This window comes from Pengzhenrongella frigida (genome assembly GCF_004168625.1).
GTDB classification, from domain to species: Bacteria; Actinomycetota; Actinomycetes; order Actinomycetales; family Cellulomonadaceae; genus Pengzhenrongella; species Pengzhenrongella frigida.
In genome coordinates, this window is sequence record NZ_SDWW01000003.1 from 16267 (window position 1) to 39005 (window position 22739).

23 protein-coding genes are annotated in these 22739 nt (G+C 72.2%); 16 read left to right on the forward strand and 7 right to left on the reverse strand.

The window, feature by feature from the left end; translation table 11 throughout:
* Positions 1–45: 45 nt before the first annotated feature.
* The gene (locus EUA98_RS01580) at positions 46–567 is read right to left on the reverse strand and encodes an Lrp/AsnC family transcriptional regulator (RefSeq protein WP_130100914.1); all 522 of its coding nucleotides are present in this window, start codon (positions 565–567) and stop codon (positions 46–48) included.
* Between the two features lie 140 nt (positions 568–707).
* Between EUA98_RS01580 and ald the strand changes: the two genes are divergently transcribed.
* Complete coding sequence (gene ald / locus EUA98_RS01585; RefSeq protein ID WP_130100915.1) at positions 708–1823, forward strand: alanine dehydrogenase; 1116 nt, start codon at positions 708–710, stop codon at positions 1821–1823.
* Positions 1824–1883: 60 nt separating this feature from the next.
* A complete protein-coding gene (locus EUA98_RS01590; RefSeq protein ID WP_130100916.1) occupies positions 1884–3215 on the forward strand; it encodes a M20/M25/M40 family metallo-hydrolase in 1332 nt (443 codons plus the stop codon).
* Positions 3216–3275: 60 nt separating this feature from the next.
* On the opposite strand, the gene EUA98_RS01595 is transcribed toward EUA98_RS01590, so the two are convergent.
* Entirely contained in the window at positions 3276–3539 is a 264-nt protein-coding gene (locus EUA98_RS01595; RefSeq protein WP_130100917.1) for a DUF5703 family protein, read from the reverse strand.
* 100 nt (positions 3540–3639) lie between these two features.
* Between EUA98_RS01595 and EUA98_RS01600 the strand changes: the two genes are divergently transcribed.
* On the forward strand, positions 3640–3981 hold the full coding sequence (locus EUA98_RS01600) for a primosomal protein (protein WP_130100918.1): 342 nt from the start codon (positions 3640–3642) through the stop codon (positions 3979–3981).
* 52 nt (positions 3982–4033) lie between these two features.
* Here the strand turns inward: EUA98_RS01600 and EUA98_RS01605 are convergent, their stop codons facing one another.
* Entirely contained in the window at positions 4034–4996 is a 963-nt protein-coding gene (locus EUA98_RS01605; RefSeq protein ID WP_130100919.1) for an aldo/keto reductase, read from the reverse strand.
* Positions 4997–5086: 90 nt separating this feature from the next.
* On the opposite strand from EUA98_RS01605, the gene EUA98_RS01610 reads away from it, so the two are divergent.
* Positions 5087–5953 carry an undecaprenyl-diphosphate phosphatase gene (locus tag EUA98_RS01610; RefSeq protein WP_130101014.1) on the forward strand — a complete coding sequence of 289 codons (867 nt, stop codon included), beginning with the start codon at positions 5087–5089 and terminating at the stop codon, positions 5951–5953.
* Between the two features lie 56 nt (positions 5954–6009).
* On the opposite strand, the gene EUA98_RS01615 is transcribed toward EUA98_RS01610, so the two are convergent.
* A complete protein-coding gene (locus tag EUA98_RS01615; RefSeq protein ID WP_165372683.1) occupies positions 6010–7026 on the reverse strand; it encodes a magnesium and cobalt transport protein CorA in 1017 nt (338 codons plus the stop codon).
* 52 nt (positions 7027–7078) lie between these two features.
* Here EUA98_RS01615 and mshC point away from each other — a divergent pair, with 52 nt between their 5' ends.
* Positions 7079–8365, forward strand: coding sequence for a cysteine--1-D-myo-inosityl 2-amino-2-deoxy-alpha-D-glucopyranoside ligase (gene mshC / locus EUA98_RS01620; RefSeq protein WP_130100921.1), 1287 nt, complete (start codon positions 7079–7081; stop codon positions 8363–8365).
* 47 nt (positions 8366–8412) lie between these two features.
* On the opposite strand, the gene EUA98_RS01625 is transcribed toward mshC, so the two are convergent.
* Positions 8413–9273 (reverse strand): PAC2 family protein, encoded by an 861-nt coding sequence (locus EUA98_RS01625; protein ID WP_130100922.1) that lies wholly within the window; start codon positions 9271–9273, stop codon positions 8413–8415.
* A gap of 69 nt (positions 9274–9342) precedes the next feature.
* Between EUA98_RS01625 and EUA98_RS01630 the strand changes: the two genes are divergently transcribed.
* The gene (locus tag EUA98_RS01630) at positions 9343–10128 is read left to right on the forward strand and encodes an HAD family hydrolase (protein ID WP_242511203.1); all 786 of its coding nucleotides are present in this window, start codon (positions 9343–9345) and stop codon (positions 10126–10128) included.
* 1 nt (position 10129) lies between these two features.
* Here the strand turns inward: EUA98_RS01630 and EUA98_RS01635 are convergent, their stop codons facing one another.
* A complete protein-coding gene (locus EUA98_RS01635; RefSeq protein WP_130100923.1) occupies positions 10130–11035 on the reverse strand; it encodes a RecB family exonuclease in 906 nt (301 codons plus the stop codon).
* A 65-nt stretch (positions 11036–11100) separates the two neighbouring features.
* Here EUA98_RS01635 and EUA98_RS01640 point away from each other — a divergent pair, with 65 nt between their 5' ends.
* The 10 genes from EUA98_RS01640 (at position 11101) to hisF (ending at position 21833) form a co-directional block, all read left to right on the forward strand.
* A complete protein-coding gene (locus tag EUA98_RS01640; RefSeq protein WP_130100924.1) occupies positions 11101–12252 on the forward strand; it encodes a site-2 protease family protein in 1152 nt (383 codons plus the stop codon).
* Positions 12253–12409: 157 nt separating this feature from the next.
* Positions 12410–13384: a tRNA (adenine-N1)-methyltransferase gene (locus tag EUA98_RS01645; protein WP_207218934.1), complete on the forward strand. Its 975-nt coding sequence runs from the start codon at positions 12410–12412 to the stop codon at positions 13382–13384.
* 101 nt (positions 13385–13485) lie between these two features.
* Positions 13486–15126 (forward strand): proteasome ATPase, encoded by a 1641-nt coding sequence (gene arc, locus EUA98_RS01650; RefSeq protein ID WP_130100926.1) that lies wholly within the window; start codon positions 13486–13488, stop codon positions 15124–15126.
* A gap of 68 nt (positions 15127–15194) precedes the next feature.
* Positions 15195–16892 carry a depupylase/deamidase Dop gene (gene dop, locus EUA98_RS01655; protein ID WP_130100927.1) on the forward strand — a complete coding sequence of 566 codons (1698 nt, stop codon included), beginning with the start codon at positions 15195–15197 and terminating at the stop codon, positions 16890–16892.
* Between the two features lie 114 nt (positions 16893–17006).
* Complete coding sequence (locus EUA98_RS01660) at positions 17007–17198, forward strand: ubiquitin-like protein Pup (protein ID WP_130100928.1); 192 nt, start codon at positions 17007–17009, stop codon at positions 17196–17198.
* 7 nt (positions 17199–17205) lie between these two features.
* A complete protein-coding gene (gene prcB / locus EUA98_RS01665; protein ID WP_130100929.1) occupies positions 17206–18054 on the forward strand; it encodes a proteasome subunit beta in 849 nt (282 codons plus the stop codon).
* A complete protein-coding gene (gene prcA, locus EUA98_RS01670; protein WP_130100930.1) occupies positions 18051–18752 on the forward strand; it encodes a proteasome subunit alpha in 702 nt (233 codons plus the stop codon). The genes prcB and prcA overlap by 4 nt, the downstream gene beginning before the upstream one ends.
* A gap of 17 nt (positions 18753–18769) precedes the next feature.
* A complete protein-coding gene (pafA, locus tag EUA98_RS01675) occupies positions 18770–20131 on the forward strand; it encodes a Pup--protein ligase (protein ID WP_130100931.1) in 1362 nt (453 codons plus the stop codon).
* Between the two features lie 66 nt (positions 20132–20197).
* Positions 20198–21058, forward strand: a complete 861-nt coding sequence (locus EUA98_RS01680) for an FKBP-type peptidyl-prolyl cis-trans isomerase (RefSeq protein WP_130100932.1) — start codon at positions 20198–20200, stop codon at positions 21056–21058.
* Between the two features lie 4 nt (positions 21059–21062).
* Entirely contained in the window at positions 21063–21833 is a 771-nt protein-coding gene (gene hisF, locus EUA98_RS01685) for an imidazole glycerol phosphate synthase subunit HisF (protein ID WP_130100933.1), read from the forward strand.
* A gap of 59 nt (positions 21834–21892) precedes the next feature.
* Here hisF and EUA98_RS01690 read toward each other — a convergent pair whose 3' ends face one another.
* Positions 21893–22537, reverse strand: coding sequence for a TIGR03085 family metal-binding protein (locus EUA98_RS01690; RefSeq protein WP_130100934.1), 645 nt, complete (start codon positions 22535–22537; stop codon positions 21893–21895).
* Between the last annotated feature and the right edge of the window lie 202 nt (positions 22538–22739).

Below are 22739 nucleotides of genomic sequence, written 5' to 3' on the forward strand. Positions count from 1 at the left end.
CGGGCCACGCGGCCGGGTCGACGAAGGACCACCGACCGCCGACCCTCACGCCAGAGCGGCCCCCGCGGCGGGAAGGTGTTCGAAGATCAGGCTGGTCTCGGTCAGGGCGACCTCGGGCCGCGCGCTGAGCTGGTCGACCACGAAGGCCCGCAGCGTGGCCGTGTCGCGCACCGCGACGTGGAGCAGGAAGTCGTCGGCGCCCGCGACGAAGTACACGTCACGCACCTCCGGCCGGGCGGCGATCCCCTGGGCGAAGGCGGCCAGCTCGCCGCGTGCCCCTGACTGCATCCGGACCGCGATCATGGCTTGCAGCCCGCGGCCGAGGGCTTCCGGGTCGATCTCGGCGTGGAACCCCCGGATGATCCCCGCCTCCCGCATGGCACGCACCCGGCCCAGGCACGTCGAGGCCGCGACCCCGACGGCGGCCGCGAGGGCGTTGTTCGGGACCCGGGCATCCCGCTCGAGGATCCGCAGGATCCGCCGGTCGGTCTCATCGAGAACTGGCCGCCGAACATCTGGCGGTGCAGCGCGGCGACCGGGCACCGTCGCCGAAGATTCAGTAACCATATCGCGATGCTACCGAAGATTCGGTTGACGAAACAGAACAGAAACACATGAAGTTCACCATTGTGATCTGGGGCACGTAAGAATTGAACACGCCACAGTCGATCGACCGTGGGAAGCGTGCACTGCCCTGGAGCCACATCATGCGCATCGGTGTCCCGACGGAGATCAAGAACCACGAGTACCGCGTCGCCATCACGCCGGCAGGCGTGCACCAGCTCGTCGCTGCCGGGCACGAGGTGCTGGTCCAACGCGGAGCGGGACTCGGCTCCGCGATCGCGGACGAGGCCTACTCGGGTGCGGGTGCGGCCCTGCTCGACACGGCCGCCGAGGTCTGGGGCGCGGCGGAGCTCGTCTGCAAGGTGAAGGAGCCGATCGCCGCCGAGTACCCGTTCCTGCGCGAGGACCTGGTCCTGTTCACCTACCTGCACCTCGCGGCGGACCGTGCCGGAGCGGATGCGCTGCTCGACGCGGGCACGACGTCGATCGCCTACGAGACCGTGCGGCTGCCGGACGGGTCGCTGCCGTTGCTGGCCCCGATGAGCGAGGTCGCCGGGCGGCTCTCGATCCAGGTCGGCGCGTACCACCTGATGAAGAGCGAGGGCGGTCTCGGGATCCTGCTCGGCGGGGTCCCCGGCGTCGCGCCGGCGAAGGTGGTGATCATCGGCGGCGGCGTGGCCGGGCAGCATGCGGCGGAGATCGCGCTCGGGATGCGGGCCGACGTGACCGTGCTCGACGTGTCGCTGCCGCGGCTGCGGGAGCTCGACCGCGCCTTCGGCGGCCAGGTACGCACCCTGGCCTCCAGCGCGTACACGCTCGAGCAGGAGGTCACCGGCGCGGACCTCGTCATCGGGGCGGTGCTCGTGCCCGGTGCCCGCGCACCCCACCTCGTCACCGATGTGCTCGTCGCCGGGATGCGGCCCGGGTCGGTGCTCGTGGACATCGCCGTGGACCAGGGGGGCTGCTTCGAGTCCACCCACGCGACCACGCACGACGACCCGACGTTCCTGGTGCACGGCTCCGTCTTCTACTGCGTCGCCAACATGCCGGGTGCGGTCCCGGTCACCTCGACGCGCGCGCTCACCAACGCGACCCTGCCGTACCTCACGGCCCTCGCCGACCGCGGCTGGCGCGAGGCCGCGGGCGCCGACCGGGCGCTCGCGGCCGGCCTGACCACGCACGCGGGCGCGCTGTACAACGAGGCGGTCGGCGAGTCGCTCGGCTACGCGGTGAAGGACGTCGCTGCCGCGCTCGCCTGAGCGGCCGTCGACGGCGCTCGCGTGAGCGGCCAGAGCCTGGCGCGGGCATACGGTGTCCGCATGCCTCTCCGTGCACCTGAGCCCGCCATCACCGCCGAGGACGAGGTCGTGGGGCTGTGTCGCGACCTGCTGCGGATCGACTCGTCGAACTTCGGGGACGGGTCCGGACCCGGCGAACGTGCCGCGGCCGAGTACGTGATGGCCTCGCTCACGGAGGTCGGGCTCGATCCGGAGTACTACGAGTCGGCGCCCGGCCGGGCCAACGTCGTGGTGCGACTCCCCGGCGAGGACCCGACCCTGGGCGCGCTCGTGCTCCACGGGCACCTCGACGTGGTCCCGGCCCAGGCCAGCGACTGGCAGGTCGACCCGTTCGGGGGAGAGGAGCGCGACGGCCTGCTGTGGGGACGCGGCGCGGTCGACATGAAGGACATGGACGCGATGATCCTCGCGGTCGTGCGGCAGATGGCGCGGGACGGTCGGCGCCCCGCGCGGGACGTCGTCGTCGCCATGTTCGCCGATGAGGAGGCGGGTGGCGCCTTCGGGGCGCGGTGGTCCGTCGACCACCGTCCCGACCTGTTCGAGGGCGCGACGGAGGCGATCAGCGAGGTCGGCGGCTTCTCGGTCGAGATCGACGGCAAGCGCGCGTATCTGCTGCAGACCGCGGAGAAGGGCCTCGCCTGGCTGCGGCTCATCGCCGACGGCAGGGCGGGTCACGGCAGCCAGGTGAACCCCGACAACGCGGTCACCCATCTCGCGGCCGCCGTCGCGCGGATCGGGCTGCACGACTGGCCGCTCACCCTGACCCCGACCGTGCGACGGCTCCTCACCGGCGTCGCGGACCTCACCGGGACCCGGTTCGACGAGGACGACCCGGCGGGGATCGACCGGCTCGTCGCGGCGCTCGGGCCGGCGGCGCGGTTCGTGGGTGCGACGATCCGCACCACCGCCGCCCCCACCCAGCTCGCCGCGGGGTACAAGGCCAACGTGATCCCCGGTCGCGCCGAGGCGACGATCGATGTGCGGTACCCGCCCGGCCACGGCGACGAGACGTTCGCCACGCTCGCGGAGCTCGCCGGTGAGCACGTGCGCTTCGAGCGCGTCCACCAGGACATCGCGCTCGAGGTCCCGTTCGAGGGAGACCTGGTCGACGCGATGGTGGCGGCCCTGCGGGCGGAGGACCCGGGGGTGGCGGTGCTGCCCTACACGCTGTCCGCCGGGACCGACAACAAGTCCCTGTCGCGGCTCGGGATCACCGGCTACGGCTTCGTGCCGCTGCTGCTGCCCGCCGACCTGGACTTCCCGGGGATGTTCCACGGCGTCGACGAGCGGGTCCCCACGGACTCGCTGAAGTTCGGGGTCCGCGTCCTGGACCGCCTGCTCGGAACCTGCTGACCGGTTCGGCTGCGCCGTCGGCGGGCTCCGGCTCCGGCGGGCTCTTGCTCCGGCGAGCCCCTACTCGAACGCGTCGTCGAGCAGGCGGATGTCGAGGGTGCTTCGCACGCGGATGGCCTTGCGACGCAGCCACACCTTGCGCGCGCCGCCGGGGAACAGGCGGGTCCGAGCCAGCTCCCAGCGCCCGTACTCCGCCTCCTCGGTCAGCATCCGGCGCGCTTCGCCGCGACTCGTGCTCGGTGGCAACCGCACCATGCGGTACTCGTACTCGCCGCCCTGGGCCGCCCAATCATCGGCGGCCCGTCCTGTGACGCCCTTGTTCATGAGCGCTCCATCCTGTGCGGTTCGGTGGCCTGAGCCCCACGTCGGTCGCCTGAAATGGCCGTCGGTGCCATTGTGCACGCAGCGGCGATACCGTCAGCGTATGACTGTCGATCCGCGCGCCGCTTTGGACCGCCTCGTTGCCGCCCTCGAGGCCCACTTTCACGCGATCTCCTCGCGTCGCAGCGAGGATGATCCCGCCGTCGATGACGCCTACGACGTTCTCGCGGATGCCTTCGAGGTCTACGACGACGCCTTGAGCGGCGTCTACGGGGAGAGCACCCCGTTCGACCTCGCGGACGACGACGAGGAGGACGACGAGGACGACGTCGCCGATCTCGACGACGAGGACCGCGTCCCCGACGAGGCCTTCGTCGACGACTACGACGTCCTGTCCGACGACGCCGTCGGCGACCGTTCGGAAGGGGCGCGCGCGCAGCAGTAGTCCTGCGCGGTCCGGCGCCGGTGCACCTGTCGAGCCGGTCGCACCTGGCGAGTCAGCGGCGCTCGGGGTAGCCCACCTCGGGCGCGCTGACCTCGTCGAGCGCGTGCAGGATCTCCGGCGGCAGCTCGAGCCCGTCGGCGGCGAGCGATCCGCGGAGCTGGGCCGCCGTGCGTGCGCCGACGATCGCGCAGCTCACCTCCGTCCGGGCCTGCAGCCAGGCGAGCGCGACCTCGAGCGGGGACCGCCCGAGCCCCTGGGCCGCCGTCGCGACCGCCTCGACGACGGCGAGCGAGTCGGCGCCGAGGTAGGGCTCGACGAACCCGGCCAGGTGGGGGGAAGCCGCTCGGGAGTCCGCCGGGATCGTGCGACGGTACTTGCCCGTCAGCACCCCGCGCCCGAGCGGAGACCAGGCGAGGACCCCCACCCCGAGGTCGGCTGCCGCAGGCAGGACCTCGCGCTCGATCCCGCGCTGCAGGAGCGAGTACTCGACCTCGACCGCCGCGAGGGTGATCTCGTCGCCGAGCAGGGTCGCGGCCCGTGCGGTCTGCCACCCGGGGTGGTTGGACAGCCCGACGTACCGCGCCCGCCCGCTCGTGACCGCGTAGCGCATGGCGGAGACGGTCTCGGCCAGCGGGGTGCGCGGGTCGGGGGTCTGCACCAGCCACAGGTCGACGTGGTCGGTGCGCAGCCGCGCCAGGGACCCGTCGAGGGAGTCGAGGAGCGCGCCCCGCGAGGCATCGACGACGCCGCCGTTCGCGGTGCGACGTACGCCGCCCTTGGTGCAGAGCACCACCTCGTTGCGGGGCACGATTGTGCCGAGCAGCGAGCCGATGAGCTCCTCCGAGGCGCCGTCGGCATACGACGCCGCGGTGTCGAGCAGCGTCCCGCCGGCGTCGACGAAGTCACGCAGCTGCTCCGCCGCCTCGTGCTCGTCGGTGTCGCGACTCCAGGTCATCGTGCCGAGTCCGAGGTGGGAGACCCGAAGACCTGACCGCCCGAGCTGCCGCTGTTCCATGGCGTGAACCTACCCGCCCGCGCGTCCCTGGTCGGGGAGGGGCCACGGGCGTCGGTAACCTGTCGCCCCATGGACGTCGTGGAGGCTGGGATGAGTGCGTGGGTGGCGATCGTGCTCGGGCTGGTGCAGGGGCTCACGGAGTTCTTGCCCGTGTCCTCGAGCGCGCACCTGCGCATCGTGGGCGAGCTGCTCGGGGTGGGCGACCCTGGGGCGGCGTTCACCGCGATCACGCAGATCGGCACCGAGTCCGCCGTCGTGCTCTACTTCCGGCGCGACATCGCGCGGATCTGTGTCGCGTGGTGGCAGGCCGTCAGCGGCGCGCACGGCACCGACCGCGCGTCCCGCCTGGGGGCGCACGACCAGAACGCCCGGATGGGCTGGTACATCGGGCTCGGCAGCCTGCCGATCGTCGTGCTCGGGCTCGCCTTCCAGGACACCATCGAGAGCAGCTTTCGCAACCTGTACCTGATCGCGTTCACGCTGGCGGCGTTCGCCCTGGTGCTCGGCTGGGCGGACCGCCGCGCCAGCCTGACGCGGACCCTCGACGAGCTCTCCCCGCGCCACGCCGTCTACTTCGGCTTCGCGCAGGCGCTCGCCCTCATCCCCGGCGTCTCGCGCTCGGGGGGAACGATCACGGCCGGCCTGCTGATGGGGTACACCCGTGAGGCGGCGGCGCGGTACTCGTTCCTGCTGGCGATCCCGGCGGTGCTCGGCTCGGGACTCTTCCAGCTCGCGAAGAGCCTGGACGAGTTCGGCACCCCGGGGACCCCGAGCCTGGGCGCGACCCTGATCGCGACGCTCGTCGCCTTCGTCGTCGGCTACGTGGTGATCATCGCGTTCCTGAAGATCGTCTCGACCTACAGCTACCGGCCGTTCGTCATCTATCGGCTCGTGCTCGCGGCGTTGGTGCTCCTGCTGCTCGCGACCGGCGCCCTCGACGCGCTGCCGACCACCTGAGGGCTTGACGACCCGACAGCCGAAGGCCCCGACAGCAGTGGCTGCAGCAGCAGTGGCTACAGCCAGCCCGACCGCTTGAACACGTTGAAGAGCACGACGCACGAGCCGACCATCGCGAGGATCACTCCCGGGTAGCCGAGCGACCAGGAGAGCTCGGGCATGTGCTGGAAGTTCATGCCGTACACGCTGGCCACCAGCGTGGGCACGACGGCGATCGCGGCCCACGCGGAGATCTTGCGGACGTCCTCGTTCTGGCGCACGGACACCTGCGACAGGTAGGCCGAGAGCATGTCTCCGAGCAGCCGGTCGTGCCCCTCCAGCCGCCGGTCCAGCCGGTCGGCCGCCTTCTCCAGCCGGTGGAGCCACGGCTGCGCCCGACCGCTGCCGTGCGCGTCCTCGTCGTCGGCCACGAGCTCCGGGAGCTCGGCGCTGAACGGGACGAGGGCGCGACGCGCCTCGGCGATCTCGCGCTTGAGCCGGTAGATCCGCTGGACCGGGCTGGCGCCCTCGGGTGAGAACGTGGCCCGTTCGGTGTCCGCGACGGCCTCGCCGAGGGCGATCTCGACCTCGCTGGTCGCGCTGACCAGGCTGAGCAGCAGGACGGCGAGCACCTGGCGAGCCCCCGCCTCGGGCGCGAGGTCGGTCGCACCCAGGCGTTCGACGGCGGCTGCCTCGGTGCCCGCATCGCCGTGCTCGACCGTGAGGATCACCTCCCCGGCCACCACCATGGTGAGAGTCCCGGTCTGCACGTCCTGGGTCTGCTCGACATAGCTCAGGGTCGGGCTGGACAGGAACAGGCCGCCGCCGGGAAGGCGCTCGAGGTGCGGTCGCGGGGCCTGTCCGACCCTGCCCCGCTGGTCCGCACGTTGCACGGCGCCCAGCGGCACGCCGAACCGCTGCGCGACGGACTCGAGCTGCTCCGGGTTCCCGAGGCTGACCCAGACGGGCGCGGGGTCGGACCCGTCATGACCGGTGACCGCTGCGTCGAGCGTCGTCGGCACCCACGTCCCATGGTGGTCCACCAGGACCCGGCTGACATCGACTGGACCGCTCTGGGCGGTGAGGTGGCTCACGGTTGCCATTGTTGCGCGCTGAGCCGATGGGAGCGCCGGTTACGCTTTCGGGGTGCATACCTGGCCTGCCCCGCAGATCCCTCAGCTTCCCGGGACGGGTCCGGAGATCCGGGTGCGAGACACCTCCTCGGGCGAGCTCGTCGTGGCGGCCACCGGCCCGACGGCGACGATGTTCGTGTGCGGCATCACCCCGTACGACGCCACGCACCTCGGCCACGCCGCGACGTACATCGCCTTTGACCTGCTGCTGCGCGCCTGGCGGGACGCCGGCCACGCGGTCCGGTACGCCTCGAACGTGACCGACGTCGACGATCCCCTCCTCGAGCGGGCCACCGCCACCGGCGTCGACTGGCGCGACCTCGCCGCCGACCAGACCGCCCTGTTCACGCAGGACATGACCGCGCTCGGCGTCGTGCCGCCGGACGTGTTCGTCGGCGCGGTCGAGTCGATTCCCGACGTCGTGCTGGCCGTCGAGCAGATGCTCAGGCGGGGCTCCGCCTATCGCGTGCCGAACGAGCCCGGGGCCGGTGGCGCCGATCCGGAGCTCGGCGACGTCTACGCCGATCGGTCCGTGGACACGGAGTTCGGGTCGGTCGCGCGCCTCGACCGCGCCGAGATGCTCGCGGTGTTCGCCGAGCGCGGCGGAGACCCGGACCGGCCCGGCAAACGCGATCCGCTCGACTCGCTGCTGTGGCGGCGCGAGCGCCCCGGCGAGCCCGCCTGGGACGGCAGCACGCTCGGCACCGGCCGGCCGGGCTGGCACATCGAGTGCGCCGTCATCGCCCGCGACGGACTCGGTCTGCCGTTCGACGTCCAGGGTGGCGGGGTCGACCTGCGCTTCCCGCACCACGAGATGAGCACGTCGCACGCGCGCATGCTCGACGGCGGGCTGGGCTCGCGGTTCCACGTCCACGCCGGCATGGTCGGCCTGGACGGCGAGAAGATGAGCAAGTCCCGCGGCAACCTGGTGCTCGTCTCGCAGCTGCGGGCCGAGGGCAACGATCCGATGGCGATCCGGCTCGCGATCCTCGCGCACCACTACGCCGGGGACTGGGAGTGGACGCCGGCCGACCTGGTCGCCGGCGCAGCCCGCCTCGAGCTCTGGCGCAGCGCGGTCTCCGGCAACGGCGGACCCGTCGCCGACGTGACGCTCGCCCAGATGCGATCGGCCCTGGCGGACGACCTCGATGCGCCGACGGCGATCGCGGCGGTGGACGCCTGGGCCGAGCTCGCGCTCGCCGGCGCCCCGGGCGGCTGGGATGTGACGGATCACGCCATCGACGGTGCTCCCGGAGTGATCGCCCGGGCCGTCAACGCCCTGCTCGGGGTGCGGCTCTGAGCGGTTCGGACTGCTAGCGGGCTCGGACTGCCAGCGGGCTCGGGCTGCTAGCCGCCGGTGCCCCGGTCACGGCGGCGCAGGTAGCGCTCGAACTCGCGCGCGATCGCCTCGCCGCTGGCCTCGGGCAGCTCGGCGGTGTCCTTCGCCTCCTCGAGCTGACGGACGTAGTCCGCGATCTCGGCGTCCTCCGCAGCGAGCTCGTCGACGCCCTGCTGCCACGCGGCGGACTCGTCGGGCAGGTCGCCGAGCGGGACCGGCTCACCGAGCAGCTCCTCGATCCGGGCGAGCAGGGCCAACGTGGCCTTGGGGGAGGGCGCGTGCGCGACGTAGTGCGGCACCGCAGCCCACAGCGACAGCGCGCGGAGCCCGCGCTGGGCGGCCTCGTGCTGCAGGATCCCCACGATGCCGGTCGGGCCTTCGTAGGTGTTCGGCTCGATCCCGAGAACCTCCTGGACGTCCGGGTCCTCGGACGTGGTCGTGACCGGGATGGGGCGCGTGTGCGGGACGTCCGCGAGCAGCGCACCCAGGGTGATCACCGATCGGACGCCCAGGTTCGCGGCGATCTCCAGCAGCTCCGCGCAGTACCGGCGCCAGCGCATCGACGGCTCGATGCCGTGCACGAGCACCACCGTGCGACCGGTCAGCGGTGTGGTCAGGATGGAGACGTGCGTCGTGGGCCAGGTGATCTCGCGCTGGCCGTTCGCTCCGGGGGCGACCGTCGGCCGGTTGACCTGGAAGTCGTGGTACTCCTCCGGGTCCAGCTTCTCGATCTCTGCGGCTCCCCAGGCGTCGTCCAGAAGCTCGAGCGCCTGGCTCGCGGCGGACCCGGCATCGTTCCAGCCCTCGAAGGCGGCCAGCATCACCGCCTCGCGTTCGGGCAGGTCCAGTCCTGGTTCCAGCTCGGTCATCTGCCCAGCCTAGGGTGCACGTCCGCAGGCGACCCGGGAGCCGCGCGGTGGGGATCTAAGATTGGCCGAGTGCCAGTTCCCCTCCTCCCCGTCCCGACCGCCGCCGACCCCGCCCGCACCGCGAGCGGGTCGCGCTCGGCGGACCCGCTCGTCGCGACGGTCGGGCCCGAGACCTCCGCGCTGCCTGCGGCGGTCCTGTGGGACATGGACGGCACTCTGGTCGACACCGAGCCCTACTGGATCGCGGCCGAGATGGAGCTGGTCGAGGCGCACGGCGGCGTCTGGACCCATGAGGATGCGCTCGGCCTCGTCGGCAACGCGCTGCTCGAGTCGGCCGAGATCCTCCAGGCCCACGGGGTCGATCTCGGCGCCACGGAGATCATCGACTTCCTCGTCCGCCGGGTTGCCGAGGCGGTCACGCTGAGCGTCCCGTGGCAGCCCGGCGCGCTCGAGCTGCTCACCGACCTCGCGACCGCCGGGGTGCCGTGCGCGCTCGTGACGATGTCGTACCGGATGCTCACCGACGCCCTCGTGGCAGCCTCCCCGGCGAACGCGTTCGGCGCGATCGTGGCCGGCGACGAGGTCACGTTCGGCAAGCCGCACCCCGAGCCGTTCCTGCGCGCGGCCGCCCTGCTCGGCGTCGAGGTGCGGGACTGCGTCGCGCTCGAGGACTCGCCCCCCGGGATCGCGTCTGCGCTCGCGTCGGGCGCACGGACGATCGGGATCGAGGTCATGGTCCCGGTCCCGCCACAGCCGGGCCTCAGCCGGATCGGGTCGTTGACGACGCTGACCCTGGCGGATCTCGGCCGGGTCGCGAGCGGTCAGACGCTCGACCGGCTCACCCCGACCGCCTGACCTAGCTCAGCACCGGTTCCGGCCGCACCCCGAGCGCGACCTCGACGGCTCCCGCCGGGACGTCAGGTGCGGTCCCCCCGAAGGCCGGGCAGAGCGCCTGGTGCGCGCACCACGGGCACAGCGCGGACTTGCGGGGCTGCCAGTCGCCGGTCCGGGCGGTCGCCTCGATGCCGGACCAGATCGACCGGATCCGGCGCTCGACCGTGAGGAGCTCCGACTCCACCGGCTCGTGCCGCAGGATCCGCGCGTCGCCGAGGTACACGAGCTGGAGCATCTTGGGGATCTCGCCTCGCAGGCGCCACAGCACGAGGGCGTAGAACCGCATCTGGAAGAGCGCGGAGCTCTCGTACCCCGCCCGCGGGGACTTGCCGGTCTTGTAGTCGACCACCCGCATCGCACCGTTCGGCGCCACGTCGAGGCGGTCCACGATGCCGCGCAGGAGCGGGCCCCCGGCGAGCTCGGTCTCCACGAACAGCTCGCGTTCCCGCGGCTCGAGGCGGGTCGGGTCTTCCAGGGTGAAGTAGGTGCCCAGAAGGGTGTCGGCGCTCGCCAGCCAGGTCACGGCTTCGGATTCTGGCTCGAACAGAGCGGCGTACTTCGGCTCGGCGGTGCGCAACCGGTCCCACTCACCGGGGAGCAGGGCGCGGGCCGCTTCCAACGTGCGCAACCCGGCCGGGGCGTCGAAGAGCCGTTCGAGCACCGCGTGCACGAGCGTTCCCCGCGCCGCGGCCTCACTGGTGGGCTCGGGGAGCTTGTCGACGACCCGGAACCTGAACAGCAGCGGGCACTGCAGGAAGTCGTTCGCCCTCGACGGCGACAGGCCGGGTCTGCGCCGCCCCTCGTGGGGGGCGGCCTCGATCGGCGTCGATACGAGTTCGGGCACGGGACCGGACTGGGGGAGAGGCACCCCGCGAGCGTAGGCGCACCGACCCACAGGCCTCGGACGCCTTGACACCGCTCTAGGCTGGCGCGGTGAATGCTGCGAACGCCCCCGACCGCCGGCGCGAGCGGACCGCGGGCTGGGTGATCGGCCGGGCGGCCGGCGCGCCCGTGATCCTGGCGCCGTCGTGGCTCGTGGCCGCGGCCCTGCTCACGGTGCTGTTCGCCCCCACCGTCCAGAACCTGGCCCCCGGGATCAGCGGGGTCGCCACCTACCTCGTCGCGCTGAGCTTCGTCGTGCTGCTGTTCGTCTCGGTGTTCCTGCACGAGCTCGCGCACGGGTTCGTGGCGCGCGCGCGCGGGCTCGAGGTCCGCGAGTTCGCGATCACGCTCTGGGGTGGTCACACGGCGTTCGGGGGGGCCGCCGCGACCCCCGGGGCGAGCGCCCTGATCGCCGTCGTCGGCCCGCTGACGAACCTGCTCGTCGGGGTCGCGTGCTGGTTCGCGGCGCAGGCCCTGCCCGCCGGCAGCCTCGTGGGGATCATCGCCTTCTCGGGGGCGTTCGCGAACGCGTTCGTCGCCTTCTTCAACCTCGTCCCAGGTCTCCCGCTCGACGGCGGCCGAGTGCTCGAGGCGCTCGTGTGGCGGTTGTCGGGCGATCGGGAGCGGGGCACGGTCGTGGCCGGCTGGGTGGGCCGGGTCGGTGCGGTGGTCTTCGCCGCGTGGGCGATCGGGTACCCGTTCTTGCGTGGCGAGCAGCCCGACCTGTTCACCGTCGGGTGGGCCGCGCTGATCGGGGCGTTCTTGTGGAGCGGAGCGAGCCAGGCGATTCGGGGCGCCCACGCGCAGCGTGCCCTCGACGGGATCACCGTCGCGACCGTCGCCCGCCCGGCGGTCGGGATCCGGTTCGAGGCCAGCCTCGCCGAGGCGGAGGCGATGGCTGTGGCCGCCGGGCTCAGCCAGGTCGTCCTGCTCGCCCCGGACGGCCGTCCGGCGGCGTACATCGACCCCGAGGCGGCCGCGGCGGTGCCGACCGAGGCCCGGGTCCGGACCGGGGTCCAGGCGGTGGCGGTCCCGCTGCCGGTGGGCGCCGTGATCGACGGCCGGCTGACCGGCCCCGAGCTCGTGCGCGCCATCGGGGCGGTCAGCCACTTCGCCGCCGCGATGGCGGTGGTGGTCGACGGTCGGGTCACGGGCCTCGTGTTCGCGCGCGACGTGGTCGCCGCACTGCGCCCGCGGGCGTAACCCGGCGCGCGCGCTCCTAGACTCGACCCCCGTGACCGACGAAACCCCCGTGAACCCGCAGCCCCCCGTGACCGGCCAGGCCCCCAGCGCGACCGTGACCAGTGCGACCGTGACCCGCCCGACCGGGCCCGACGCCCCCCGCTCGACCGGGGCCGACATGCGGCGAGGGCCGCTGCGCGAGGGCGACAAGGTCCAGCTCACCGATCCGCGCGGCAAGCTGTTCACCATCACCCTCGCCGCCGGCGCCCAGTTCCACACCCACCGTGGCTACTTCACGCACGACGACATCATCGGTCAGCCCGAGGGTTCGGTCGTGCGCAGCACGGCCGGGACCGAGTACCTCGCGCTGCGCCCCTTGCTCAGCGACTACGTCCTGTCGATGCCGCGCGGTGCCCAGGTCGTGTACCCGAAGGACGCCGGCCAGATCGTCGCGATGGCCGACATCTACCCCGGCGCACGGGTCGTCGAGGCCGGGGTCGGATCCGGTGCCCTGACGATGTCGCTGCTTCGCGCCGTGGGCGACGGCGGCTCGCTGCACTCGATCGAGCGCCGCGAGGACTTCGCCGCGATCGCCCGCGGCAACGTCGAGGGTCAGTTCGGCGGGCCGCACCCGGCCTGGCAGCTGTCGGTCGGCGACCTCTCCGACGTCCTGCCGACCGTGGCCGAGCCCGGGACGGTCGACCGGGTCGTGCTCGACATGCTCGCCCCGTGGGAGAACCTCGAGGCGGTCGCGACGGCGCTCGCCCCCGGCGGGGTCCTGATCGTCTACGTCGCCACGACCACGCAGCTGTCCCGGGTCGCGGAGGACCTGCGCCTCGATGGGCGCTACACCGAGCCCGAGGCCTTCGAGACGATGGTTCGTGGCTGGCACCTCGAGGGGCTCGCGGTGCGCCCCGAGCACCGCATGATCGGGCACACCGGCTTCCTGCTGACCACCCGCCGGATGGCCGACGGCGTCGAGGCCCCCACGCGGCGTCGCCGTCCCGCCAAGGGCAACTACCCCGAGGACGGCCACGTGGACGCGCCGGTGCTCGGGGAGTGGAGCGCCGAGGACCTCGGTGAGCGTCCGATCTCGGCCAAGAAAGTACGGCGCGTGCGGCGCGACGTCGGACAGGCCCCCACGGCCGAGTGACGCATGCTGGTGACGCATGTTGGAGACGCAGGCTGATTGACAGGGATGGTTAGGGTCGGGGTAGGGGAATTCGCCGACCGCCGAGGAGAAGGGTTCCCACGATGACCGAGTCACCGGGCTACTCCCAGCAGCGTGAGCTGGAGCGGCAGTTCGCCGCGTTGGCCGCGAAGAACGAACGACTGACGGATGCGCTCGTCGCCGCGCGCGACCAGATCATCGATCTCAAGGCGCAGCTCGACGACCTCGCGAAGCCGCCCGGCACGTACGCGTTCTTCCTGGCGGCGCGCGAGGACGGCACCGTCGACATCATGTCGGCGGGCCGCAAGATGCACGTCGGAGCGAGCCCCACGCTCGACCTCGCCCACATCCGTCCCGGCCAGGAGGTCATGCTCAACGAGGCCCTGACGGTCGTCGAGGTCGGCGGCTACGAACCCATCGGCGAGCTGGTGACCGTCAAGGAGATGCTCGACGGCGACCGGGCGCTGGTGGTCGGCCGCGCGGACGAGGAGCGGGTCGTGCGCCTCGCGGGCCAGCTGCTGATGCAGAACGTCCGGGTCGGGGACGCCCTCACGATCGACCCGCGCAGCGGGTTCGTCTTCGAGAAGATCCCGCGGTCCGAGGTCGAGGAGCTCATCCTCGAGGAGGTCCCGGACATCGAGTACGCCGACATCGGCGGGCTCGGGCCGCAGATCGAGCAGATCCGGGACGCCGTCGAGCTCCCGTTCCTGCACCCCGAGCTGTTCCGGGAGCACGGGCTCAAGCCGCCCAAGGGCGTGCTCCTGTACGGCCCGCCCGGGTGCGGCAAGACGCTGATCGCCAAGGCGGTCGCGCACTCCCTCGCGGCGACCGCTGCGGCGGCCCGCGGCGAGGCGCCCGGATCTGCCAAGAGCTACTTCCTCAACGTCAAGGGTCCGGAGCTGCTCAACAAGTACGTCGGGGAGACCGAGCGGCACATCCGCCTGATCTTCGCCCGGGCGCGCGAGAAGGCCTCCGAGGGCTCACCCGTCGTGGTGTTCTTCGACGAGATGGAGTCCCTCTTCCGCACCCGCGGCACGGGGATCTCCAGCGACGTCGAGACCACGATCGTGCCGCAGCTGCTCTCCGAGATCGACGGGGTCGAGCGGCTCGACAACGTCATCGTGATCGGCGCCTCGAACCGCGAGGACATGATCGACCCCGCGATCCTGCGCCCCGGGCGCCTGGACGTGAAGATCAAGATCGAGCGGCCCGACGCCGAGGGGGCGAAGGAGATCTTCGCGAAGTACCTCACCCCGGACCTGCCGATCCACGCTGATGACCTGCTCGAGCACGACGGGGACCGGGTAGCGGTGGTCGAGGCGATGATCCATCGGGTCGTCGAGCGGATGTACTCCGAGGGCGAGGAGAACCGGTTCCTCGAGGTGACCTACGCGTCCGGCGACAAGGAGATCCTGTTCTTCAAGGACTTCAACTCCGGTGCCATGATCCAGAACGTCGTCGACCGCGCGAAGAAGGCGGCCATCAAGGACCTGCTCGCCTCCGGGCAGCGCGGGCTGCGGGTCGATCACCTGCTCGCGGCGTGCGTCGACGAGTTCAAGGAGAACGAGGACCTGCCGAACACGACCAACCCGGACGACTGGGCGCGGATCTCGGGCAAGAAGGGCGAACGGATCGTCTTCATCCGGACGATCGTCACGAGCAAGAAGGGCTCCGACTCGCCGCGGACCATCGAGACCGTGACCAGCACGGGGCAGTACCTCTGACCGCCGCTCCGGGTGAGGCCGCCGCATCTGCCCGCGAGAGGCAGCGGCGAGCGAACTAGGGTGGCCGCGTGACTGTGCGCCGCGTGATGGGTATCGAGACCGAGTACGGGATCTTGCAGCCCGGGCGGCCGACGGCGAACCCGATGCTGCTCTCCTCGTACGTCGTCGCGGCGCACGTGCCCGCCCTGGAGGGGTCGCGCACCCGGGCGAAGTGGGACTACGACGACGAGGACCCGCTCCATGACGCCCGGGGCTTCCGCCTCCAGCGCGCCTCCGCCCAGCCGTCGATGCTGACCGACGACCCGACGCGGCTCGCGCCCTCGGGCGACGTCGGCCCTGCCGGCTCTGCTGGCTCTGCCGGCCCGGCTGGCTCTGCTGGCTCTGCCAGGACGGCTGGGGTCGCCGCCGTGCCCGAGAAGCTCCAGGAGCTCGCGCGGCCGATCGTCGACGAGTACGACGACCCGGGCGCTGCGAACGTGATCCTCACCAACGGCGCCCGGCTGTACGTCGACCACGCGCATCCCGAGTACTCCTCGCCCGAGGTCACCGGCCCGATGGACGGCGTGCGGTGGGACCGCGCGGGGGAGATCGTCATGCTCGCCTCCGTGCGCGCGCTGGCGCAGAACCCCGGCCTGCCCGACGTCGCGCTGTACAAGAACAACGTGGACGGCAAGGGTGCGACCTACGGGACGCACGAGAACTACCTGGTCGACCGGGCGGTCCCGTTCGCGGATCTCGCCCGTCGGCTCATCCCGTTCTTCGTGACCCGCCAGGTGTTCACCGGGGCCGGACGGGTGGGCCTCGGCCAGCGGGGGGAGACCGCGGGCTTCCAGCTGTCCCAGCGGGCGGACTACATCGAGGCCGAGATCGGCCTCGAGACGACGCTGCGACGGCCGATCGTGAACACCCGCGACGAGCCGCATGCGGACCCCGAGCGCTGGCGCCGGCTGCACGTGATCATCGGGGACGCGAACCTGCTCCAGACCGCGACCTACCTCAAGCTCGGCACGACCTCCCTCGTGCTCTGGCTCCTCGAGCAGAGTGTCGCCACGGCGGCCCCGCGAGCCGCGGCCACGGCGCTCGCCGCCATCGACCGGCTCACGCTGCGGGACCCCGTCGGGGCCGTGCACGCCGTCAGCCACGACCTCACCCTGACCACCCGGCTCGACCTCGCCGACGGCCGGCGGCTCACCGCGCTCGAGGTCCAGCGCGAGTACCTCGCCGCGGTGCGGCTCGTGCTCGGTGACGTGCCCGACGCCGAGACCGGGGACGTCCTCGACCGGTGGGACTCGCTGCTCGAACGGCTCGGCACCGATCCCGCGAGCTGCGCGCGCGAGGTGGAGTGGCTCGCCAAGCTGCGCCTGCTCGAGGGCTTGCGGCGCCGCGACCACCTGGCGTGGGACCACCCGCGCCTCGCCGCGGTGGACCTGCAGTGGTCCGACGTCCGGCCCGAGCGGGGGCTCTACCACCGGCTGCTCGAGGCGGGCGCCGTCGAGCGGCTCATCGAGGAGGGTTCGGCCGAACGCGCCGCGGTGCGTCCGCCGGCCGACACGCGGGCGTACTTCCGCGGCGAGGCGCTCGCGCGCTATGCGGGCCACATCTCCGCGGCGAGCTGGGACTCGATCGTGTTCGACATCCCGGGTGCCCCGACGCTCCAGCGGGTGCCGATGCGTGACCCGCTGCGGGGGACCCGGGACCATGTGGGCGCCCTGCTCGACCGCAGCCCCGATGCCCGGAGCCTGCTCGCCGCGCTCGCGGAACCCTGAGCGCTCCGCGCCGGTGTGATTGCACCCTGGGACGGCCGGTGTCCGACAGTCGGTCTGTCGGGGGCAGGGCCTAGGGTGGAACCGGTATCCGTCGAGAGCATCGAGGAGGGCACCATGGCTGGTCAGGAACACGCCCAGGCACACCGGTCCGAGGACGAGGGAGAGCCGGAGCCGACGACTCCGCCCGCCCCCGCTGCCCAGGCGCGTGACGCCGAGGTCGACTCCCTGCTCGAGGAGATCGACGAGGTGCTCGAGTCCAACGCCGAGCAGTTCGTGCGGGGCTTCGTGCAGAAGGGCGGTGAGTGACGCGCCGATGAGCCCAGATGCCTACGGTCGGCTACCCCGAGCGTTCACGACACCCGGCTCGTCGTCGTTCGTCGATTTCCTGACGGCCCACGCCCCGGAGCTGCTGCCGAGCGGCCGACCCCTGCCCGCGGGCTCGGTGCCGGTCGCCCCGCACGCGACCACGATCGTGTCGCTCGCGTTCGACGGCGGCGCGGTGATGGCGGGTGACCGGCGTGCGACGGCGGGCTCGATGATCGCGAGCCGCGAGATCGAGAAGGTCTTTCCCTCGGACGAGTTCTCCGCGGTGGGGATCGCCGGCGTGGCCGGCCTCGCCGTGGAGATGGTGCGGCTGTTCCAGCTCGAGCTCGAGCACTACGAGAAGATCGAGGGCGCGCTGCTGTCGCTCGACGGCAAGGCGAACCGGCTCGCCACCATGATTCGCGGCAACCTCGCGCTCGCGATGCAGGGCCTGGCAGTCGTGCCGATGTTCGCCGGCTTCGACCTGGATCGCGGGGTCGGGCGGATCTTCTCGTTCGACGTGACCGGCGGACGGTACGAGGAGCACGAGCACCACAGCGTCGGGTCCGGCTCGGTGTTCGCCCGCGGCTCGCTCAAGAAGCGGTGGCAGCCGGGCCTCGACGCGGTCGGCGCCGTGCGGGTGGCGCTCGAGGCGCTGGTCGACGCGGCCGACGACGACTCGGCGACCGGAGGCCCCGACCTCGTGCGGCGGATCTGGCCGGTCGTGGCGACCGTGACCTCGGCCGGCTACCAGCGGGTCGGGGAGGCCGAGCTCGGCGAGATGGTCGAGGCCCTCGCGGAGGTCCGTCGCGCCGAGCATGCGCGGGGTCGGGCGTCCGAGACCGGGGGTGCGCGATGAGCATGCCGTTCTACGTCTCGCCCGAACAGCTGATGAAGGACCGGGCCGACTACGCCCGCAAGGGGATCGCCCGGGGTCGCTCCGTCGTCGTGCTGGGCTTCGACCAGGGCATCGCGTTCGCGACGGAGAACCCGTCCCGCTCGCTGCACAAGATCTCCGAGATCTACGACCGGATCGCCTTCGCCGCGGTCGGCAAGTACAACGAGTTCGAGAACCTGCGGGTCGCCGGCGTCCGGTACGCGGACCTGCGCGGCTACTCCTACGACCGGGCGGACGTCAACGCGCGCGGCCTGGCGAACGCGTACGCCCAGACGCTCGGCACGGTGTTCACGACCGAGTCCAAACCGCTCGAGGTCGAGCTCGTCGTCGCCGAGGTGGGGGACGACGAAGCGGGTGACCAGATCTACCGGCTCTCGTACGACGGTTCGGTCGCGGACGAGAGCGGGTTCGTCGTGATGGGCGGCCACGCCGACCAGCTCGACGCCCGGCTCGCTGACGAGTGGCGCGCCGGACTCACGCTGCGCGAGGTGCTGGGGCTGGCGGTCCGCACGCTCGGGGCGCAGGCTGAGGGGGAGCCGCGCGCCATCCCGGCCGGCCAGCTCGAGGTCGCCGTCCTGGACCGCACGCGGCCCCGGCGAGCGTTCCGTCGATTGACGGGCACGACGCTCGAAGACCTGCTCGGAGACACGCCGTCATAGGCGGGAGGGGCGAGGCGATGGATCGGCGGATCTTCGGTCTGGAGACCGAGTACGGCGTGACCTGCGCGGCCGACGACGGCCGAGGGCTGTCTGCGGACGAGGTCGCCCGGTACCTGTTCCGGAAGGTGGTGGCCTGGGGGAGGTCGTCCAACGTCTTCCTGCGCAACGGGTCCCGGCTCTACCTGGACGTGGGTTCGCACCCGGAGTACGCGACGGCCGAGTGCGACGACGTCCGCCAGCTCGTGGCCCACGACCGCGGCGGGGAGCGCATCCTCGAGGGGCTGGTCGCCGACGCCCAGCAGAGGCTCGCGCACGAGGGGCTCCCCGGGCGGATCCACCTGTTCAAGAACAACACCGACTCGGCCGGGAACTCCTACGGCTGCCACGAGAACTACCTGGTGCGCAGGCAGGGTGACTTCACCCACCTGTCGGACGTCCTCGTGCCGTTCCTCATCAGCCGCCAGGTGCTCACCGGCGCCGGCAAGGTGCTCCCGACCCCGCGGGGCGCGACGTACTGCCTGTCCCAGCGGGCCGACCACATCTGGGAGGCGGTCTCGAGCGCGACCACCCGGTCCCGGCCGATCATCAACACCCGGGACGAGCCGCACGCCGACGCCGAGCACTACCGCCGGCTGCACGTGATCGTCGGGGACTCGTCGATGTCCGAGACGACCACGATGCTCAAGGTCGGTGCGACCGACCTGATGCTGCGGATGGTCGAGGCCGGCGTGCCGCTGCGCGACATGGCCCTCGAGAACCCGATCCGGGCGATCCGGGAGATCAGCCACGACATGACCGGTCAGCATGTCGTGCAGATGGCGAACGGCAAGACGGCCACCGCGATCGAGATGCAGGAGGAGTACCTGGCCCGCGCGAAGGAGTTCCTGGCGGCCAACCTGGACGCGACGCCCGCGATCAAGCAGGTCGTCGACCTGTGGGAGCGGGGGCTGGTCGCGCTGCGCACCGGCGACCTGTCACTGGTCGACCGCGAGCTCGACTGGGTGATCAAGTGGCGGATCATCTCGCGCTACCAGGAGAAGCACGGGCTGGAGCTGTCCGATCCGCGGATCGCTCGCCTCGATCTCGCCTACCACGACATCTCGCGCACCGAGGGCCTGTACAACCTCCTGGCCGCTCGCGGGATGGTCGAGCGGGTCACGACGGACCTCGAGGTGTTCGAGGCGACCGCGGTGCCACCGCAGACGACCCGGGCCAAGCTGCGCGGGGACTTCGTGCGACGTGCGCAGGAGGCACGGCGGGACTACACGGTCGACTGGGTCCACCTCAAGCTGAACGACCAGGCCCAGCGCACGGTGCTGTGCAAGGACCCCTTCCGCAGTGTGGACGAGCGGGTGGAGCGGTTGATCGAGTCGATGTGACCCGACCGTCGGGCTGGGGTCACCGGCTACAGTGGCCGCTGGCTTCCTTCCGATGAAAGGTCTCTTGTGCGACGTCTGCTGGTCGCGGTCCTCGCGGCTGCGCTGCTTCTCGCCGGCTGCTCGCCCGGTGACGATCCGGCGCCGGACGTCCAGGTCAGCGGGGACGCCGGTCAGGTGCCCACGCTGGTCTACCGGCACCCGCTCGTCATCGAGCACGCCACGTCCGAGGTGATCTGGGAGGGCTCCGGCCCGCGACTGGTCGACGGCGGACCGGTGCTGATCAACTACCGGCTCGAGAAGGCCACCGACGCCTCCCTGGTGAAGGAGACCTACTCGCAGGTCCCGAAGCCGTCCACGCTCACCCCCGAGACGCTCAGCGAGGACCTGTACGACGCGCTGTCCGGCGAGTCCGTGGGCGCGCGCATCCTGCTGGTCCTGCCCGCGACGTCCGTCACCTCGAGCTTCGCCTCGGTGATGGTGGTCGACGTGCTCCCGACCCGCGCCTCGGGGGAGGCCGTGCCGCCGCGCGAGGGCATGCCCGCGGTGACGCTGGCCGATGACGGCGAACCCAGCATTGCGGCGCCGCAGGGCGAAGCGCCGGCCGACCTCATGGTGCAGGCCCTGATCAAGGGCGACGGCGTGCAGGTCGAGGAGGGGGCGACCGTCACGGTCCAGTACAGCGGCGTGCGGTGGTCGGACGGCTCGGCGTACGACTCCACCTGGACCCAGGGCGAACCCAAGTCGTTCGACCTCGGGGCGGGGATCCTGCCCGGCCTGGCGGAGGGGCTGGTCCAGCAGACGGTCGGGAGCCAGGTCATGCTCGTGATCCCGCCGATGGTCGGGGCCGCTGAGGGGGACGAGGTCGACACGCTCGTCTTCGTCGTCGACATCCTCGCCGCGAGCAACCCGCCCGTCGAGCAGGGCTGAGCCGATGGCCGTCGCGCTGCGAGTGATCCCGTGCCTGGACGTCGAGGCGGGGCGGGTGGTCAAGGGCGTCAACTTCGAGAACCTGCGAGATGCCGGCGACCCGGTCGAGCTGGCGCGGCGATACGACGCCGAGGGCGCGGACGAGATCACCTTCCTCGACGTCTCGGCGTCGTCGGGCGATCGGGAGACGACCTACGACGTGGTCCGCCGCACGGCCGAGGAGATCTTTGTCCCCCTCACGGTGGGCGGTGGCGTGCGCACCACCCAGGACGTCGACCGGCTGCTCCGCGCGGGCGCCGACAAGGTCGGGGTGAACACCGCGGCGATCGCCCGACCTGAGCTGATCGCCGAGATCGCTCAGCGGTTCGGCAGCCAGGTGCTCGTCCTCTCGGTCGACGCCCGCCGGGTGACCGGCGATACCCGGACCGAGTCGGGGTTCGAGGTCACGACGCACGGTGGCCGGCGGGGCACCGGGATCGATGCGGTCGAGTGGGCCGAACGCGGCGCCCGGCTCGGCGTCGGCGAGATCCTGCTCAACTCGATGGACGCCGACGGCACGACATCCGGTTTCGACCTCGAGATGCTCCGCGCGGTGCGCGCCCGGGTGCACGTGCCGCTCATCGCGAGCGGCGGGGCGGGCACGGCGGACCACTTCGTCGAGGCGGCCCACGCCGGCGCGGACGCCGTCCTCGCGGCGAGCGTCTTCCACTTCCGGACCTTGACGATCGGGCAGGTCAAGGATCGTCTGCGGTCCGCGGGCGTCGTCGTCCGCTAGCGGGCGCAGCGAGCGATCGGGAGCGCGTGGTCGGGGGCCAGCGGGCCCCCGACGGACTGCTAGGCGCCGGTGGCCCGGTTGAGGGCCGCGACGTCGGCGGGGTCGCCGAGCACGTGCACGCGGGCGGCGGTCCCGCGGCCGAAGGCGTGCAGCGCCAGCTCACCCACCTCACCGCGCACGACGACGGTCCCGCCGTCGCGTGGCGTCCGGCGCACCGCGCGGCGTGGCCCGCCCGGCACGACCAGCACGACGCCGCAGGGAGCGCGCCGGTAGTGCCTCGATGCGCTGTGCACCAGGTGCTGCCACAGCGCCTCGGCGTGGTCGGCGTCGAGCACCCGGGGCGTGTCCAGGCCGGCGCCGCGGCGGACGTCCTCGGTGTGGACGAAGAACTCCAGCAGGTTGGCGCGCTCGGCCGCCCACGACATCGGGTTCCAGCGCGGTGCGCCGGCGGCGATCCGCGCGACGAGCTGCGCGTACGAGTCCGCCCGCGTCGCACTGCTCGCGAGGTCGTCGATGGCGCGTTCTGTCCGCCCGGCCAGGGGAGGCACGACGATGCCGGCGGCGACCAGGGGTGCCGTCTCGCGCAGGACCACGTGCGCCGCCAGATGCCTGCTGCGCCACCCTTCGCAGAGGGTCGGTGCGTCGGGGCCCACCTCGGTCAGCGCGCTCACGAGGGCTGACCGTTCGATCTCGTGCCAGGTCATGGGGCATCGTCCCACGCCGGTCGGTCCAGGCGCGCGTGAGAGGATCGCCCGATCCCCACCGATGAGCCACGAAGGAGCACTGTGCCGCAGGCACCCGACAGTGCTGTGCCGCGGGCACCCGAGAGCGCCGTGCCGCAGGCACCCGACAGTGCTGTGCCGCCGGCGCGCCCGGCGTCCTATGAGCTGACCGGCTCGGTCCTGC

Coding starts and splice junctions, on each gene's coding strand:
- EUA98_RS01580 (WP_130100914.1), bottom strand. CDS start 567: ATGGTTACTGAATCTTCGGCGACGGTGCCCGGTCGCCGCGCTGCACCG.
- ald (WP_130100915.1), top strand. CDS start 708: ATGCGCATCGGTGTCCCGACGGAGATCAAGAACCACGAGTACCGCGTC.
- EUA98_RS01590 (WP_130100916.1), top strand. CDS start 1,884: ATGCCTCTCCGTGCACCTGAGCCCGCCATCACCGCCGAGGACGAGGTC.
- EUA98_RS01595 (WP_130100917.1), bottom strand. CDS start 3,539: ATGAACAAGGGCGTCACAGGACGGGCCGCCGATGATTGGGCGGCCCAG.
- EUA98_RS01600 (WP_130100918.1), top strand. CDS start 3,640: ATGACTGTCGATCCGCGCGCCGCTTTGGACCGCCTCGTTGCCGCCCTC.
- EUA98_RS01605 (WP_130100919.1), bottom strand. CDS start 4,996: ATGGAACAGCGGCAGCTCGGGCGGTCAGGTCTTCGGGTCTCCCACCTC.
- EUA98_RS01610 (WP_130101014.1), top strand. CDS start 5,087: ATGAGTGCGTGGGTGGCGATCGTGCTCGGGCTGGTGCAGGGGCTCACG.
- EUA98_RS01625 (WP_130100922.1), bottom strand. CDS start 9,273: ATGACCGAGCTGGAACCAGGACTGGACCTGCCCGAACGCGAGGCGGTG.
- EUA98_RS01645 (WP_207218934.1), top strand. CDS start 12,410: ATGCGGCGAGGGCCGCTGCGCGAGGGCGACAAGGTCCAGCTCACCGAT.
- arc (WP_130100926.1), top strand. CDS start 13,486: ATGACCGAGTCACCGGGCTACTCCCAGCAGCGTGAGCTGGAGCGGCAG.
- EUA98_RS01660 (WP_130100928.1), top strand. CDS start 17,007: ATGGCTGGTCAGGAACACGCCCAGGCACACCGGTCCGAGGACGAGGGA.
- prcB (WP_130100929.1), top strand. CDS start 17,206: ATGAGCCCAGATGCCTACGGTCGGCTACCCCGAGCGTTCACGACACCC.
- prcA (WP_130100930.1), top strand. CDS start 18,051: ATGAGCATGCCGTTCTACGTCTCGCCCGAACAGCTGATGAAGGACCGG.
- pafA (WP_130100931.1), top strand. CDS start 18,770: ATGGATCGGCGGATCTTCGGTCTGGAGACCGAGTACGGCGTGACCTGC.
- hisF (WP_130100933.1), top strand. CDS start 21,063: ATGGCCGTCGCGCTGCGAGTGATCCCGTGCCTGGACGTCGAGGCGGGG.
- EUA98_RS01690 (WP_130100934.1), bottom strand. CDS start 22,537: ATGACCTGGCACGAGATCGAACGGTCAGCCCTCGTGAGCGCGCTGACC.